Source organism: Rhodobacteraceae bacterium S2214, assembly GCA_025141675.1.
Taxonomy (GTDB): domain Bacteria; phylum Pseudomonadota; class Alphaproteobacteria; order Rhodobacterales; family Rhodobacteraceae; genus Yoonia.
The window spans coordinates 3077501-3093701 of sequence record CP081161.1; the positions used below are offsets into that span (position 1 = coordinate 3077501).

The 16201-nt window shown below is 55.9% G+C and carries 16 protein-coding genes (1 of these 16 only partly in view); 9 read left to right on the plus strand and 7 right to left on the minus strand.

Annotated features, from left to right (window positions below):
- Window positions 1-102, minus strand: partial view of a tyrosine-protein phosphatase gene (locus K3729_15185; GenBank protein UWQ98747.1) — the start only. Its footprint begins 555 nt before the window's first position; 102 of the gene's 657 nt are visible here — the first part of the coding sequence; it begins with the start codon at window positions 100-102; its stop codon lies off the left edge, out of view.
- 175 nt (window positions 103-277) lie between these two features.
- Between K3729_15185 and K3729_15190 the strand changes: the two genes are divergently transcribed.
- Genes K3729_15190 through K3729_15215 form a run of 6 tightly spaced genes read left to right on the plus strand, consistent with a single transcriptional unit; the run spans window position 278 to window position 6452 of the window.
- Window positions 278-1306: an N-acetylneuraminate synthase family protein gene (locus K3729_15190; GenBank protein UWQ98748.1), complete on the plus strand. Its 1029-nt coding sequence runs from the start codon at window positions 278-280 to the stop codon at window positions 1304-1306.
- A 59-nt stretch (window positions 1307-1365) separates the two neighbouring features.
- On the plus strand, window positions 1366-2073 hold the full coding sequence (locus tag K3729_15195; protein ID UWR01084.1) for a glycosyltransferase family 25 protein: 708 nt from the start codon (window positions 1366-1368) through the stop codon (window positions 2071-2073).
- On the plus strand, window positions 2070-2828 hold the full coding sequence (locus tag K3729_15200; GenBank protein ID UWQ98749.1) for a hypothetical protein: 759 nt from the start codon (window positions 2070-2072) through the stop codon (window positions 2826-2828). The genes K3729_15195 and K3729_15200 overlap by 4 nt, the downstream gene beginning before the upstream one ends.
- Window positions 2821-3948 (plus strand): UDP-N-acetylglucosamine 2-epimerase (hydrolyzing), encoded by a 1128-nt coding sequence (neuC, locus tag K3729_15205; GenBank protein UWQ98750.1) that lies wholly within the window; start codon window positions 2821-2823, stop codon window positions 3946-3948. The genes K3729_15200 and neuC overlap by 8 nt, the downstream gene beginning before the upstream one ends.
- A complete protein-coding gene (locus K3729_15210; protein UWQ98751.1) occupies window positions 3935-5173 on the plus strand; it encodes a 3-deoxy-D-manno-octulosonic acid transferase in 1239 nt (412 codons plus the stop codon). The genes neuC and K3729_15210 overlap by 14 nt, the downstream gene beginning before the upstream one ends.
- Entirely contained in the window at window positions 5166-6452 is a 1287-nt protein-coding gene (locus K3729_15215; protein UWQ98752.1) for a 3-deoxy-D-manno-octulosonic acid transferase, read from the plus strand. The genes K3729_15210 and K3729_15215 overlap by 8 nt, the downstream gene beginning before the upstream one ends.
- Here K3729_15215 and rpe read toward each other — a convergent pair.
- The gene (gene rpe, locus K3729_15220; GenBank protein UWQ98753.1) at window positions 6424-7107 is read right to left on the minus strand and encodes a ribulose-phosphate 3-epimerase; all 684 of its coding nucleotides are present in this window, start codon (window positions 7105-7107) and stop codon (window positions 6424-6426) included. The genes K3729_15215 and rpe overlap by 29 nt on opposite strands.
- A gap of 123 nt (window positions 7108-7230) precedes the next feature.
- Between rpe and K3729_15225 the strand changes: the two genes are divergently transcribed.
- From K3729_15225 to K3729_15235, 3 genes are all read left to right on the plus strand, one after another.
- Window positions 7231-8058, plus strand: coding sequence for an AraC family transcriptional regulator (locus K3729_15225; GenBank protein ID UWQ98754.1), 828 nt, complete (start codon window positions 7231-7233; stop codon window positions 8056-8058).
- 73 nt (window positions 8059-8131) lie between these two features.
- Window positions 8132-9127, plus strand: coding sequence for a deoxyribose-phosphate aldolase (gene deoC / locus K3729_15230; GenBank protein UWQ98755.1), 996 nt, complete (start codon window positions 8132-8134; stop codon window positions 9125-9127).
- A gap of 4 nt (window positions 9128-9131) precedes the next feature.
- The gene (locus tag K3729_15235) at window positions 9132-11429 is read left to right on the plus strand and encodes an aldehyde dehydrogenase family protein (GenBank protein ID UWQ98756.1); all 2298 of its coding nucleotides are present in this window, start codon (window positions 9132-9134) and stop codon (window positions 11427-11429) included.
- A gap of 92 nt (window positions 11430-11521) precedes the next feature.
- Here K3729_15235 and K3729_15240 read toward each other — a convergent pair whose 3' ends face one another.
- Genes K3729_15240 through K3729_15260 form a run of 5 tightly spaced genes read right to left on the minus strand, consistent with a single transcriptional unit; the run spans window position 11522 to window position 16192 of the window.
- Complete coding sequence (locus K3729_15240; protein ID UWQ98757.1) at window positions 11522-12220, minus strand: DUF1523 family protein; 699 nt, start codon at window positions 12218-12220, stop codon at window positions 11522-11524.
- An 8-nt stretch (window positions 12221-12228) separates the two neighbouring features.
- Window positions 12229-12495, minus strand: a complete 267-nt coding sequence (locus K3729_15245; protein UWQ98758.1) for a hypothetical protein — start codon at window positions 12493-12495, stop codon at window positions 12229-12231.
- Window positions 12496-12498: 3 nt separating this feature from the next.
- A complete protein-coding gene (locus K3729_15250; GenBank protein ID UWQ98759.1) occupies window positions 12499-13890 on the minus strand; it encodes a hypothetical protein in 1392 nt (463 codons plus the stop codon).
- Between the two features lie 23 nt (window positions 13891-13913).
- Window positions 13914-14258: a hypothetical protein gene (locus tag K3729_15255; protein UWQ98760.1), complete on the minus strand. Its 345-nt coding sequence runs from the start codon at window positions 14256-14258 to the stop codon at window positions 13914-13916.
- The gene (locus K3729_15260; GenBank protein ID UWQ98761.1) at window positions 14258-16192 is read right to left on the minus strand and encodes an ATP-binding protein; all 1935 of its coding nucleotides are present in this window, start codon (window positions 16190-16192) and stop codon (window positions 14258-14260) included. Before K3729_15260 ends, K3729_15255 begins: the two co-directional genes overlap by 1 nt.
- Window positions 16193-16201 lie beyond the last annotated feature (9 nt).

Sequence of the window (16201 nt, forward strand, 5' to 3'; positions counted from 1 at the left end):
GTGCCACTTCCGACGCAGGACGTCGTGGTCCTGCCAATCGAACTGGCGCAGCGCACGCGCGCGACCTTCTGGGGTATCGATTTCGTGGGGCCGCTTCGCCATGGTACCGTCCTTCGTTCAAGGTCTCGCTGATGCAATATTCCGCGCTCTTTGACAATAAACGCCCTGCTCCTTCTTTTGGTCCCAAATACCTCGGGGGTTTGGGGGCTGGCCCCCAATTGCTCTACCCGCGCAAAACTCGTAGACCAAAGCAAAGCAGGATAAGTGAGAAACACACATGGATATCGCAGGCCGCAAAATCGGACCATCGCACCCACCGCTGGTGATCGCAGAAATCGGGATCAACCACGGTGGCGATCTGGATGTCGCAAAAGAAATGGTGCGCCTTGCTGCGGGTAGCGGATGCGAAATGATCAAGCATCAGACCCACATCGTCAGTGACGAGATGACAGAAGAAGCCAAGCAAATCTTCCCGCCCAATGCGGATGTGTCGATCTGGGACGTGATGGAGCGTTGCGCATTGTCTTTAGAAGACGAAGCAGAGCTAAAGCGCTACACCGAAGAACTGGGTATGATCTGGATTTCGACGCCGTTCTCACGCGCTGCTGCTGACTTTCTCGAGACGCTTGATGTTCCTGCATATAAGATCGGGTCGGGCGAAGCGGACAATCTGCCGCTGATCCGCCACATCGCCGCCAAGGGCAAACCAGTGATCATGTCCACCGGCATGCAAACCATCGAAACAATCCGCGCATCGGTTCAAATTCTTGAAGATGCCGGCATTGAATACGCGCTTCTGGAGTGCACGAACCTTTACCCGTCGCCGCCAGAAATTGTGTCGCTACAAGGTGTCACTGATCTCAAGGACGCATTCCCCGACGCGATTGTCGGCTTTTCGGACCATTCAATCGGGCCGGAAATGGCGCTTGCCTCTGTCGCCCTTGGTGCGTGTATCTTGGAACGCCATTATACAGACAGCCGTTACCGCGCAGGTCCTGACATTATCAATTCCATGGACCCGTCAGAGCTGCGGCACATCATTGACCGGTCTCGCGAAATTCACACGGCCCTCCATAACCCCAAACAACGCACCGATGCCGAAGGTCCGGTTTATGCCTTTGCCCGTGCGTCTGTCGTTGCCGACCGCGATCTGGACGCCGGCCACGTGATCCGCGAATCCGATATCTGGGCACGCCGGCCTGGGTCAGGTGAAATCGCAGGCTATGAATTCGATAAGGTCGTCGGCAAAACCCTGACACGCGCAGTCACCCGCAACACCCAACTTAAGTGGAGCGATCTTTCTTGACCCATACCCGCGCAGATATCGGGGTTTGGGTCATCAATCTGGATCAGGACAGCGACCGCATGTCAGCGATGGCCACCCAGCTTGATGCGATGGGCCTGCCTTTCCAGCGCTTTGCGGCCGTTTACGGGAAAGACCATTACGACACATTGATCCAAAACGCCGATGAAGCCGCTTACCAACGCAATATGGGGTCCAACCTATTGCCCGGAAAGCTGGGCGTTTTTGCAAGCCATACAAAGGTGTGGGAAGATTTCATCGCGTCCGACCACGAGATCGCGCTGATCTTGGAAGACGATGTCGTGTTTCACGATGATTTTCGCGACAGTCTTGATCTGGCTTTAGCGCAATCTGGCAAATGGGACACCCTGCGCTTCAACTGTATCCGTGCAAAAATGCCCGTCGCGCAGGGCAAGATCGGGCCGTACACGCTGAACGCTTATGTCGGCCCATTTACGGGCAACGCGGCTTATCTGATCCACAAATCGGTCGCAGAACGAGTATTGCCGGGCCTTTGGCCGCAAACCCGTGCGTTGGACCATGAACTGAACCGGTTCTTCAAACACAACTTCCGTCAATTCGGGTTAGAGCCCTTCAGCAGTCACGTTGATGATGGCGGCACCAGTTCCATCACCGGCACAGCACATGGGTTGCGCCGGAAACTTCCGCCATTGCAGCGGCTTCCCCATTACAGGTTGAAGGCCGCGAACTATTTCCGCCGTTTCTTTTGGCTTGCGAAGAATGGCTACATCTTGGGACGCAAGTCATGAAGCTGCATTTTCAACACTTGCGCGAGACCGTCAATATCGGGGATCGGTCCTGTTCCCCTTTTGATTATTTCGATTGGGGCGATGCGACTGTTTCAGATGTGCGCAACGACGACACGCCTGCCTACGATGTAGGGATCTATGGTGGCGGTAAAATCTTTGGCGGTCTGTCAAAATACGCTGGTGTCCGGCGCGACAAGGGGTCAGTGAATATCGCGTGGGGCGTGGGCACCGTGCAATCGTTCCCGCTGTCTTGGCGGTACATGAAATCGCGTCGATCCATGGATCTAATCGGGAGCCGCGACTTCGGTGACAAACGGTACACCTATGCGCCCTGCCCCAGCTGTATGGCCCATCAATTTGACGCTCCCGACGCACCAGTACACGACGTCGTCTTCTACGCGCACGGCGGTAAGACCGCGAAGATGGGGTTGGACATTCCGGAACACATCCCTGTGATGACGAACGAATGCAAAGACTTGGACTCCGCCCTGCGTTTTATAAGCAGTGGCGCGACAGTTATCTCGAATTCGTATCACGGAGTTTATTGGGGGCTATTGATGGGCCGCAAGACGCTGTGCGTCCCGTTTTCGAACAAGTTCGGCGGATATCGGCAATCACCGCATTACGCCACGCCAGCGAACTGGCAAAGCGAGATTAAAAACGCCATCGCCCGCCCCGAGATGCGTGATATCGTGCGTGACGCGACACATGCCTTTAAAGCAAAAGTAGATGCACGGATTGCTGAACATGTCTGACCCTAAATCAATCCTGTTTGTCACCGGAACCCGCGCTGATTTTGGTAAGCTCGAACCGCTCGCCATTGCTGCGCGGGATGCAGGTCTGTCCGTTTCTTTGTTTGCCACGGGGATGCACATGCTGTCCCGCTACGGTTTGACCAAGCTGGAAGTGCAACGCGTACCGGGCGTGACGGTGCACGAATACCTCAATCAAAGGGAAGGCGATCCGCAGGACATTATTCTTGCGAAAACCGTCACGGGCTTTTCCGACTTCGTCCGCGAGGCGAAACCCGATCTTGTGGTCATTCATGGCGATAGGGTCGAAGCTTTGGCCTGTGCGTTGGTTTGCGCCACAAATTACATCCGGTCTGCCCATATTGAGGGCGGCGAAGTCTCTGGCACGATTGACGAAATTTACCGCCATTGTAATTCGAAACTGGCCAGCCACCACTTCGTCAGTTCCGAGGACGCCGCGCGACGCGTGAAAGCACTGGGCGAAGATACAGGTGCGATTCATGTGATCGGATCACCAGAGCTTGATTTTCACGCGGGGCCTTCGGGTGTGTCGTTGGACGAGGTCAAAGATCGCTACGCCATCCCGTTCGATGAATTTGGTATCTGCGTGTTCCACCCCGTCACATCCGAAGCGGATACAATGGCCGCCCAAGCCCGCGACATGTTCGGCGCATTGGACGCGTCGGGGCGTAATTTCGTCGTGATTGCACCGAACAACGACCCTGGCAGCACGGGCATTTTCGACGCAATCGCGGCACTGCCAACTGACCGTTTCCGCGTTCTGCCATCCATGCGGTTCGCCTATTTTTCGGAACTGATGAAGCACGCGGCATGTATGGTCGGCAATTCGTCAGCGGGGGTGCGTGAAGCGCCATTCCTGGGGCTGCCGTCGCTCGACATCGGCACCCGCCAAACCGACCGGGCCAAGGCCGCATCGGTGCATTTTGCCAATGCGAACGAGACGCAAAAGATCGCGGATTTCTTGCAAGATCATTGGGGCGAACGCCACCCGCGTGATGAAGGGTTCGGCGCAGGATCAGCCGCTGCGCGGTTCGCCGATATTCTGCAATCAGACGCGTTCTGGTCTGGCGATCTGCAAAAGCGGTTCCATGACGGCGACTAAAATGCCCCTAAGTCTGCGGGCCTATCTGGGCGCGGCGCGGGTTGTGCCCTTGATCGCGAAACGGCACCTTAAACGACGGGTCGCGCGCGGTAAAGAACACCCGACCCGATGGACCGAAAAACGCGGGGAACCCAGCATCGCGCGACCACGTGGCACCCTGATTTGGCTGCATGCTGTGGGTTTGGGCGAAGTCCTATCGCTGCGCGGATTGATCACCGAAATGGCACAAAACTGCGATGCACATTTCCTTGTGACGTCCAGTACGCGGGCAGGCGCGCAAGCATTTGCCGACAATGCCCCCCCCCGCACGATCCACCAATTCCTGCCGTTGGATGCGCCCACTTACCGACGTCGTTTTTTGGACCATTGGCAACCTGATCTCTGCATCTGGGCGGAACAGGACATCTGGCCCGGTTTTGTCGTTGATCTAGCGCAGCGCGGCATCCCGCAATGTCTGATTGCGGCACGGATGGACGCCAAAAGCTATGCAAAACACGCGCGATCACAAACGACATTTACGTTTATTTACAATCAGATGCGGAAGATCACGGCGCAAGATGCCCAAACGGCCGATCATTTGGCGAAACTAGGTGCGAAAGCTGTGACGGTCACGGGATCATTGAAATCAAGCGCACCGCCACTGCAATGCGATACGGCAGAATTTGAACAGCTTCGCGAGATCACGGCAGGTCGTTTCATTTGGGCGACCGCGCCTGCACATCCCGCGGATGTGGCGCTCGCGCTGGCCGCACACACTGACCTGATGCAGACAAGGCCCGACGCGTTACTGATTATCGCGCCGCGCTTTCCAAATGAACCCATCGACATCGCATTGCCGCACACCAATCGCGCGGCAGGTGAAGGGCCAACCGCTGCCGTTTGGGTAATGGATACCTTTGGGGAATTGGGATTGGTGTACCGCTTTGCCCAAGCGGCCCTGATCGGTGGCACACATGACGACACCGAAGGGCACAATCCATGGGAAGCCGTAGCGCTAGACACCGCGATCTTGCATGGCCCGCGCACCGCGAATTTCGCGTCCGATTTCAACGCGCTGGACGCGAATGGCGCGATCGGCGTTAGCTCCGCCCGTGAAATTGTCGATGCGTTGAATAGTGACCTTCCCGCACTGGCCGCCGCATCGAATGATCTGCGCAAAACACTAGCAGACCAGACAAAAACCTTGTCGTATGCGCTTACGGAAATGGTGCCTGATCATGTCTGATTTCCGAACACCTGCGCTACGCCGCTTCTTCGTCCTCTACAAATTGCTTTGGATTGTTGGGCTACCGTTCGCGATTGCCTATCTGTTTTGGCGCGGTCGCCGCGATCCGGACTACCGACGGCATATTGCGGAACGCTTCGGTTTCTACCGCAAGAGCCTTGATAGCCCTGTTTGGGTGCATGCCGTTTCATTGGGCGAATTGCGGTCCGCCGTCCCGCTGATTCAACGGTTGCTGGATAAAGGCAACACAATCGTCACGACGCATTTCACGCCCGCAGGCAGACGCGAAGCCGAACGGGTTTTCGCAACCGAAATTGCGGAGGGACGCGTGCAGGTGATCTGGGTTCCGCTTGAGTTCAAATGGACCTTTCGCCGTTTCTTTTCCGCCTTCCGCCCCCGTTACGGGTTGGTCATGGAAATCGAAATCTGGCCAGAAATGATCCGTAGTGCTGCAGAAAACAACATCGCCCTTTTCGCATGCAATGCACAATATCCGCTTAAATCCTTCACCAGAGATCGTGAAAAATCAAAATGGCGTTTCGACCTACACAGCGGTTTTGCTGGTGCTTTCGTGAAATCCGATCTGCAAGCTGACCGCTTTGCGCAGGCGGGTTGCCCGCACATTCATATCACCGGAGAGCTGCGTTTTGATCAACCGATCCCTGCGGATCACGTTTCAAAAGGTGTAACGATCAAAGCGGACATCAATCGCCCCACCGTGACCATTACGAGTGTCGTGAAAGGCGAAGACGACACTTACATCCGGGCCATCAAAGCAAACAAAGACCGCTTGTATATCTATGTTCCCCGCGCGCCCGAGCGCTTTGACGAAACCTACGACATGCTGACCGAAGCGGGCCTGAAAGTCGCGCGCCGCTCTGACCTATTTGATGATAATCTAACGCTTATCGGCGATCCGAATGTCGATGTCATTCTGGGCGACAGCATGGGAGAGATGTATTTCTACCTTGCCCTGTGTGACGCCGCGATCATCGGCGGCAGCTTTGTGACGAAGGGTGCGCACAACATTTCGGAACCCTTGGCGCTTGGCAAACCCGTCATTGTCGGGCCGCACACATGGACGATTGAATTCCCGATTGTCGAAGCGCTTGCCGCGGATGTCGCAGTTCAGGTTACCGATTCAGAGGCTTTGATTGCACTGTTGCGGTCAGACGCCATTCCCACGTCGCAGGCCGCAACCGCCTTTTTTGCCAGCCAAAAGGGTGCAGTCGCCCGCACCCTTGCCGCGATCAAGACTGAGACGCAGCAGCCCGAATAGCGCGAATATTTTCGCCGTATGGGGCCGGATCAGCGACTGATCCACCACGGAACACCGCAGACCCTGCAACCAAAACATCGGCCCCAGCTGCGGCCACCAAAGGTGCAGTTGTCGGGTCAACGCCGCCGTCAATTTCGATGTGAATCGGACGGTCGCCAATCATCGCCCGTAGTTTTGCGATTTTTGTGGTCATATCGATGAACTTTTGCCCGCCAAAACCGGGGTTTACGGTCATCACGCAGACCAAATCGACCATGTCTAACAAATCGGCGACAGCTTCTGCCGGGGTGCCGGGGTTCAGGGCGACGCCCGCTTTGCAGCCCAAGGCCCGAATGTTCTGCAATGTGCGGTGGATATGAGGCCCCGCTTCGACATGGGCAGTGATCACATCGGCCCCCGCTTGCGCAAATCCTTCGAGGTAGGCGTCAACAGGTGAAATCATCAGATGCACGTCCATCACGGTTTTAATGTGCGGGCGCAATGCCTTACAGGTCTGCGCGCCAAAGGTGATCGCAGGGACGAAATGCCCGTCCATCACATCAACGTGGATCCAATCCGCGCCTTGTGCCTCGACCGCTTCGCATTCCGCACCGAAGTTGGCGAAATCGGCGGCAAGGATCGAAGGGGCAATCTTGATGGAGCGATCAAAAGTCATGGCAATGTCCGGTCTGTGTCAGGTTCGCCCTGCCATAAACTGCGGCGTTTGAAATGTCATCGGTTCCGTTTGCGCAAACATCAATGGGCTTTGCGTTTTACAGTGATCTGCTAGGTTTACCTTATGACACATACCATGCGCCAAAAATCGATTCTCGCAGATGGACAAGCCGTTCATTTGACACGTGCAACTGTCCTACCACGCCGCCCGAAATCTTTGCATACACACGATTATGTCGAAATGTTTTGGGTGCAAAACGGGATCATCCGGCATCATGCGGAAGACGGCGTCGACACGCTTTCCGAAGGCACGCTTGTCGTCGTGCCAAAAGGGCAAACGCATGCACTGCAAGGCAAAGGTGAACATGCCATGGTCGTCATGCTATGTTTGTCGACGAAGCTGACCAACGGCATCGTGAAACGCCATGCCCCCTGCGCGAACATTTTACAGGTCCCGACGATCCGCACATTTTCGCGCGATACCCGCCAGTTGGCGGCGCTCAATCAAGCAGCCATGCGCCTTGAACGCAGTCCTTGCGATGCGTTTGCTGCAGAGGCATTTTTGCTACCTTTGCTCGTTGATCTGTTGGATGCGCCAGAATTCACGGATGCACCAGCGTGGCTAACGAAAGCCTACACCGATGCCCAAGATCCCGACGTTTTCCGGCAAGGGGCAGCGGGGTTTGTCGCACTGACAGGAAAGGCGCATCCGCACGTCAGCCGGACGATGAAGCACTTCAGCGGTTTGACACCAGTGCAATATATCAACGACTTACGTATGAAGCACGCGGCACGGTCTTTGACGGGGTCAAGCGATCCACTGTCAGAAATTGCATCAGAAATTGGTTTGCCGAACCTGTCGCATTTCCACAAATTGTTCCGCGCAAAATACGGTGTAACGCCCGCCCAATATCGGGCAGACAAGCAACGTCACGTCGTCCAACCAGAATAGCATTTGACCAAAAGGTCAAAACTTGCCAAGACAGGACCTTCATGCAACGCTCGCATGACGTATCGGAGGCACTATGCAAACGCTTAGCCAAACACACACGACGCCCGATCAGCTCCCTCAGGTTCACGAACCCCGTAACGACGGTATTCCGTTGGATTTGGAATGGGTGAAATCTGTTCAGGCAAACACGTCCGCCATTGAACGCCGCGCAGCAACGTTGCCGGGTCGGCGGTCCGTCAAAAAAGATTATCAGGCCGCGTGGCTGTGCAAAGCGATCAGCGTCATGGACCTGACCACGTTGTCCGGTGACGACACCGAGAACCGCGTGAAGCGCTTATGCGCGAAGGCCAAACAGCCCGTGTCCCCTGCCCTGCTGGAAAAGCTGGGAATGGAAGGCCTGACGACGGGTGCCGTTTGCGTTTACCACGATATGGTTGAAACCGCTGTGAAAGCGCTCGATGGCACGTCCATTCCTGTGGCTGCTGTGTCGACGGGTTTCCCTGCCGGTCTGTCCCCATTCCACCTACGTATTCAAGAAATCCGCGAAAGCGTTGCTGCCGGTGCCGAAGAAATCGACATCGTGATCAGCCGCCGTCATGTTCTGAACGGAAACTGGCAGGCGTTATACGATGAAATGGCCGAAATGCGCGAAGCCTGCGGAGAAGCACATGTAAAGGCGATCCTTGCAACGGGCGAGCTTGGCACGCTGCGCAATGTCGCCCGTGCCAGCCACGTTTGCATGATGGCCGGAGCCGATTTCATCAAAACATCAACGGGTAAAGAACCCGTCAACGCGACCTTGCCAGTGACATTAACTATGATCCGCGCGATCCGCGCTTACCAAGAACGGACGGGCATCAAGGTCGGCTACAAACCCGCGGGCGGTATTTCCAAGGCGAAAGATGCTTTGGTCTACCTTGCGATGATCAAGGACGAACTTGGTGATCTTTGGCTCCAGCCTGATCTGTTCCGCTTTGGCGCGTCGTCCCTGCTGGGCGATATCGAACGCCAACTCGAACACCACGTGACCGGCGCATATTCCGCCCAATACCGCCACCCGATTGGATAAGCCGATGACCATCAAAGAAATTTTCGACACCATGGACTACGGCCCAGCCCCTGAATCCTCAGCCGAGGCTTTGCAATGGCTGTCCGACAAAGGCGGCATCGCTGGACACTACATCAACGGGAAATGGGGCGCGTTGCGTGATGATTTCGCGTCGACGAACCCCGCGACGGGTGAACGTCTTGCTGGTGTGACCAAAGGCACCGCCGACGAAGTCGCCGAAGCCGTCAAAGCGGCGCGCAAAGCCCAGCCCGCATGGGCGAAGGACGGCCACAAACGTGCGCGCGTTCTATACGCCATCGCCCGTTTGATGCAGAAACATTCCCGTCTTTTGGCGGTGATGGAAGTGCTCGACAACGGCAAACCGATCCGCGAAGCCCGCGACATCGACGTGCCGCAAGCGATCCGCCATTTCTACCACCACGCAGGATTCGCCCAGTTGATGGACGACGAATTGCCCGACCGCGAAGCGCTCGGTGTTTGCGGCCAGATCATCCCATGGAATTTCCCGCTGCTGATGCTCGCGTGGAAAATCGCGCCTGCGCTGGCGATGGGCAACACGGTTGTGTTGAAACCTGCCGAATATACGTCGCTATCGGCGATGGTTTTCGCCGACATCTGCACCCAAGCGGGTGTGCCGGCGGGCGTCGTGAACATCGTGACTGGTGACGGCGACACGGGTGCCGCATTGGTGAACGCCGACGTTGATAAGATCGCATTCACAGGCTCCACCGCCGTGGGCCGGATCATTCGCGAACAAACGGCTGGCAGCGGCAAAGCACTGTCACTCGAACTGGGGGGCAAATCGCCCTATATCGTCTTTGACGACGCGGATATCGATTCTGCCGTCGAAGGATTGGTTGACGCGATCTGGTTTAACCAAGGTCAGGTTTGCTGTGCAGGCTCACGGCTTTTGGTGCAAGAAACTATCGCCGACGCGTTCTACGCCAAGCTGAAAGCCCGCATGCAAGGCCTGCGCATTGGCGACCCGTTGGACAAATGCATCGACGTGGGCGCAATTGTGGACCCGATCCAGTTGCAGCAGATCACCAAAATGGTCAGTGACAACACCGACGGCGAAACGTTCCAGATTGGGGCACCTGAGGGCTGTTTCTACCCACCAACCCTGATCACAGGTCTGTCGCCCGCGTCCACCTTGATGCAGGAAGAAATCTTTGGTCCGGTCCTCGCGGCAACAACATTCCGCACGCCATCCGAAGCGATCGAAATTGCGAACAACACCCGCTACGGGCTGGCCGCGTCGGTCTGGTCTGAAAACATCAATCTGGCGCTTGACATGGCCCCCAAACTGGCCGCAGGCATCGTCTGGATCAACGGCACCAACATGATGGACGCCGCAGCAGGTTTTGGCGGCGTGCGCGAAAGCGGCTTTGGCCGTGAAGGAGGTTGGGAAGGCCTGAGCGGCTACACAAAGCCGAAAACAATCGCGAAGCCGGTCAAAGCGATTGCTGCGTTTACTGGCGACGATGCACCTGCTGATCCGCTCGACCGGACTGCAAAACTGTACATCGGTGGCAAACAAGCACGTCCCGATGGCGGCTACAGCCAAGCGGTCTTTGCACCAAAAGGGGCGCGTCTGGGTGATGTGTCGCTTGCGAACCGCAAAGACTTGCGCAACGCGGTTGAAGCCATGAATGCGGCCAAAGGCTGGTCCAAGACGACGGGCCATCTGCGGGCGCAAATCCTTTACTACATCGCCGAAAACCTGTCCGCGCGGGCCGACGAATTTGCAAACCGGATCAAAGCCATGACAGGCAAATCCGGCACGGCAGAGGTCGAAGCATCCATTCAAACGCTGTTCACAGCTGCGGCTTGGGCGGACAAATACGACGGTCAGGTGCACGGAGTGCCTGTGCGTGGCGTGGCCATCGCCATGAAAGAACCGGTCGGCAAAATCGCAGCACTTTGCGACGACACTCCGCTATTGGGCCTGATCCAAGCGATGGCACCTGCAATCGCGATGGGCAACCGGATCACGCTTGTGGCCAGCGGCCCATTCCCGCTCGCGGCAACGGATTTCTACCAGATCCTGGAGACGTCCGATGTGCCAGCTGGTGTGGTAAATATCATCACGGGCGACCATGCCGAACTGGCACCGCATATGGGTAAACATATGGACATCGACGCGGTTTGGTCGTTCTCACCGCAGGACCTTGCGGCGACGATCGAAGCGGGCAGTGCGACCAACCTGAAACGGACATGGATCACGCAGGCACCAACGACCAAAGAGGCGCTGATGCAGGCGACAGAGGTCAAAAACGTCTGGGTGCCTTACGGCGAATAAAGCACGCAGACTTCGCGAGACAAAAAAGGGTGGGAGGCTGTAAAGCCCCCCACCCTTTTTCAATTATGTCGTAGGCGCAGCCTACATTTGGATCAACGCTGGTTGTCTTTGGACCGCCATGTGTTCATCCAGCGTTTCACCCCGCTTTGACGCTTGGCAACACCAGCTTGGACCTCGTCCAACCGATGACCCGCGCTATCCAGCAGCGGATCGACTGACCGTTCGCGCAATTGCATCCACATCGCCCGCACAAAGAAAAAGCCGATGATCAACGCGATGAAGAAGAAGATGTTAAACCACGGGATGACCTGATGATCCGGCCCTGTCGCGGGCTTTACACTGACTGCGTTCGGGAAAATCGACAGGAACGGAATACGCCAGCCATAATGCGTGACAACCGACCAATTCCCGTTCTCTGAAGATGCATCCCTACGCGCAAGGCTCGCCGCCTCAGCCTGCAGGTTAGAGCTGTCGAACTTGAAATACGGCGGCCAAATCCAGCCCGTATCTTCGTTCCGGTAGACGCTTACCCCGATGGAATCACGTTGGACGAGACCAAAGAGAAACGTCTTCTTGCGATCTGCGTAAATGTAGAAAATATCGCGGTTTTCCAGCACGGCACTGCCGATGTCGGCTTGCGAATAGAACCATTTGTTAAAGCCACCAAAGTCGGTCCGCTTGGTTTCCACTTGCGTGATTTGCACCACGTCATGTTGCGGCAGCACGTAGTGGAAAAATGATCCAAGGAACACGAATAGAAGGACACGAAAGATGATACGGAAACGGCGCATATTGGACCTCAATTCGCGTTTGTTAAGTAAATGATTGTCGCCACGACAAGCGGCGGGATCACAAAGACCAGAGCAATCAGTTTTGGCCGAAAGCTGTTGTTGTAGGCTTGAACGCCTTTATCGACAAATTCCTTGCGCGTCATATCCGCAATCGGGTTTTCGTCATATTCATTTTCGAGCTTTTCGCGGCGTACTGACCGTGAATAGACTGAAATAGAAAGATAAATAACGCCAAGCGCGATAAATCCAAAAACGACTAGCCTGACCAATCCCATTGTCTATTTCCTTCCCACACGGCCCCACGGGCCTACGCGTTCTATCACGTCGTGGCGGATTTCATACCCACCCTTGTTTGTCCATGGTCCCGCAGGTCGTGCGGGTGCAGCCTTCGGTTCTTCCATCGGTGCCTCGTGTCCGAATAGTGCTTCGCGCGTTCCGGCCTTATCGACCTGATATTCACGAACCAGAAAGTCGACGACGTAGGCCCGTTTTTTGTCCGACCACGTAGCATAGGTTTGATAGAACGCCTCTTTGTGGCAGATGAATAATTGCCGGATATCCAGTGGCGATAGTTCGGCAAGCAGCATGTTCACCAGATCGGCGTCTGCATGATCTTTGGCCCGCAGCGTGTAGAAATAGGCCGGATGATCCGCCGTTATCTTAGGCCAAGGGCCGTCTTCTTCGGCCCAACGCGCAAGTGCGGCAAGCCCCTGCCACGCCTCCGGCAACAGTTTCGCATAGCGTCGGCCTAAATTGCGCAAATCGCGGCGGGTCGCACCTGTCAGGTCTTCCTCCATGGTCGCTGCAACTTCGGCTACCATGAAATCCATCTTCTGGTGGAGGATCGCAGCCGCATCCACGCCGCGTGCTTTCACGATGGGTTCCACCAGATCATTCAGTTCTAGAAACTTCGCGATCCCGCGCCGTTCGTCGAAATCAAATTCAAACGCGATGGGGAGATCTTTTAGCGCCGTCTTGTCACCGTGAATGATCGCGGCTGGATGTTCGACGCCGCGGAAAATGTACATCCCGCCGAAATGCGCTGTCCAAAAGTTGTCCTGCCCAAATTCAGCAGAGGCCAGCGTGACCGGATTCCGCGTCACATCGCCTGTTTCCTTGGCCAAGCTGATCATCCGACCAATCAGAACATCATCAAACCAAGCGTCTTGTTTGGTCTTAAAGTCGTCGATCATCTCGCGCAGCTTATGCGCCGTTGCCACTGTCCCTTGGGTCGTATCCGCTTCGACAGTGACTTTGCGAATATCGAACAAGCGCGCAGGTTGTTCGACGTGGTAAACTGAATTCACCAACTCGCCTGCGACCGCGTCCCGTGTCGTCAGGGCAAACAACTGGCTTTCGTTATCCAAAATGAATTGCTTGAGAATACCGCGCGACGTCGAAAACTTCGCATTCAGCAACGGCGCCGTTTTCTGTTCAGTGGTCAGCAATATGAACTGACGGTTCACACCTGCGTGGTTCAGATATTGGTCATCACCCAATTCATCCCCGATCTCGGGCGAATAGCCGGATATGTCGATGTGAAAGTCGGTCAACGTCGTCTCGAACCGTGTCAGATGCTTCAGCGCACGATTATACCGTTCTACCAAAATCGGGCTATCCACCCGGATCAGGTTGCCAAACATCAGGCCATTTTCGATAAGTCTATGCATTGCTTAGTAATTCTCGTTGCACGTTACCATTCCACCGATGTCCATGTTCGCGGCAGTCCCGCAATCGACAGCACCATGATCGGTGCCCAGATGATGCCCGCCGAGACGGATAGACGGACAAAAAACAACAGTGTTTGCCCGATGCCGCCCACTGTCAGCGCAGCCAGTGATGCCCCTTGGATCATGTAGAGCAGCAGGAATAGCCCGCTTGTCAGCGCCAGCATGATGACGAACGACAGCAAGGATAAGATGACCAAGGGCTTCACCCCTTCGGCCATAACCGTCGATAGCAATTTCGGCACGAGCCATCCCATCAACGCCAAGAATAGCGCGGGGAATAGAAGACTGGAGCCGAATGCCTCTGCCATTATCCTTTGTCTTTCAGGTAACGCCGCTTGGCTTCTTCTTGGCGACCAAAGTCGCGCACCATGTTCTCAATCGCCACTTCGTCCGATTTGTCCGCGTAGCGGAATTCACTGTCGGCGTACCGGTTGATTTCTTGCAGCACCATATCCGTCGTAATGGGCTGACGTAGGTCCGCGATCATCGCCTTTTTGGCATCGTAATCTTTGAACAGGAACAGTTCTGGATTTTCCATCCATTCGTCCGGCAGTTCAAAGTCCATCGCGCGGACTTTCACAGCGTCGGTGATGTTCTTGATCGCACGACCGGTAAAGCGTTCGTCCGCTTCTTGAATACCCTTCAGATAGGTCCCCATCTTGGCAATCGTATCAAGTTCACCGACCTGATCGCGCACACGGTCGAACACCCGCATCAGGCCTTCTTCGTGCGGCTTTGCGTGGCCTTCGAATGACGCCGCAACCGCTTTTTTGATCTCTTGTGCGCTGAACACGTCGTGGTCGCCCACAGGAATGTCGTGGTTCTTGCCCATCAGCAGATAAAGAATATCGATGTAGTCGTCCCGCGTCTGCGGTCCGTCCACAAGGAAACGTGCCCCTGCCCGCTGGCGCAGCGCGTCATCGACGTTTTCAGGATAGTTCGAAAACATCCCGAACGTACAATTCCCGCGCACGACGGTATTGGCCCCCGCGAAGCTTTCCATCAGGACAGCTGTAATTTCGAGCTGACCCGCAGATGACTGCCGATCCCCGCGTTTACCGGCAAGCTGGTCGATATCGTCAATTGTGCCAAAGCCGATCGCATTCGGATCCAGCACGTTGTTGATAAACGCCTTCGCGTTCTGCCCCGATTTACCTTGATAGCTGTCGATATTATCAGTGCTCAGGTTCTGGTAACGGAACGGATAACCCGCGACCTGACAGTAGTCATTGATCAAACCGGCCATCATTTGGATCAGCGTTGTTTTACCCGTCCCCGGCTTACCGTCGCCCATAAAGGTAAAGATGAAACCGCCCAATTCGGCAAACGGGTTCAGTTTGCGTTCGAAATCATAGGCCATCACCATCTTGGCCAGCTTCATCGCCTGATATTTAGCGATGTGGTTACCAACGACTTCGTTCGGTTTTTTGAACTGCATCGTCAGTTTGGTGCCCTTCGCCTTTGTGGCGGGGCTGAAACCGTCGACGGTGAAATCATCGGCTTCGACATGCCAGGACGCCGCGATGAACGGCTCTAATCGCGTGGCGGTGCTGGCGCGTGCAGCGACCTTGTCCATCAGCGCCTCTGCGAAGGCGAGGATCGTGGCGACGAGTTTCGGTTCGGACGTCGCGTGGATCGCGATGTCTTGGTCTAACTCCCAAAGGACACCATGCAGCGCAAGCTGGCCGTTGTCGGTGAGAACTTCATCGACTTCGCCGACCTCTACGGTGTCTTCGGTCGCGCGAGATGCCAGAAGGAACGCGGTTGCGGAGCCGAAGACATAGAGCGTGACCAAGGCTTCCGCCGTCAGCAATTCGGAAAATTCAGCGCGGTTCGCGTCAGACAAACCACCTTCCAAATTCGCGCGCTTCAGGTCCTTTAACGCAGTGCGTTCTGCGAACTGATCAGCGACGCCCAGCGCAATCGCGATCGCGCGGCGCAGGCTCTGTAAGACGGTGGCCTGCAGCGGAGATGTCAGGCCATCGCCCCCTTCAACCGCTTCAATGCGTGTGGTCAGTTGGATACCTTCGGCGCGCACGGTGCGGCGTGTGGCCAGCCCCGGTGTGGTGGAACGGAAACGCCTGCGCGTGCCAACGCCGGAAGACCGTTCAACAGGTGCGTCAGCCGTTGCCGTCGCGATACGCGGCGCATGATCGAACCCGTCAATCAGGTCGAGTGCGGCGGCATAATGGCTGCGAATATCATCTTCGCGTAATTCCATCTGATCACTGGTTTGGCTCATCGGTCAAAT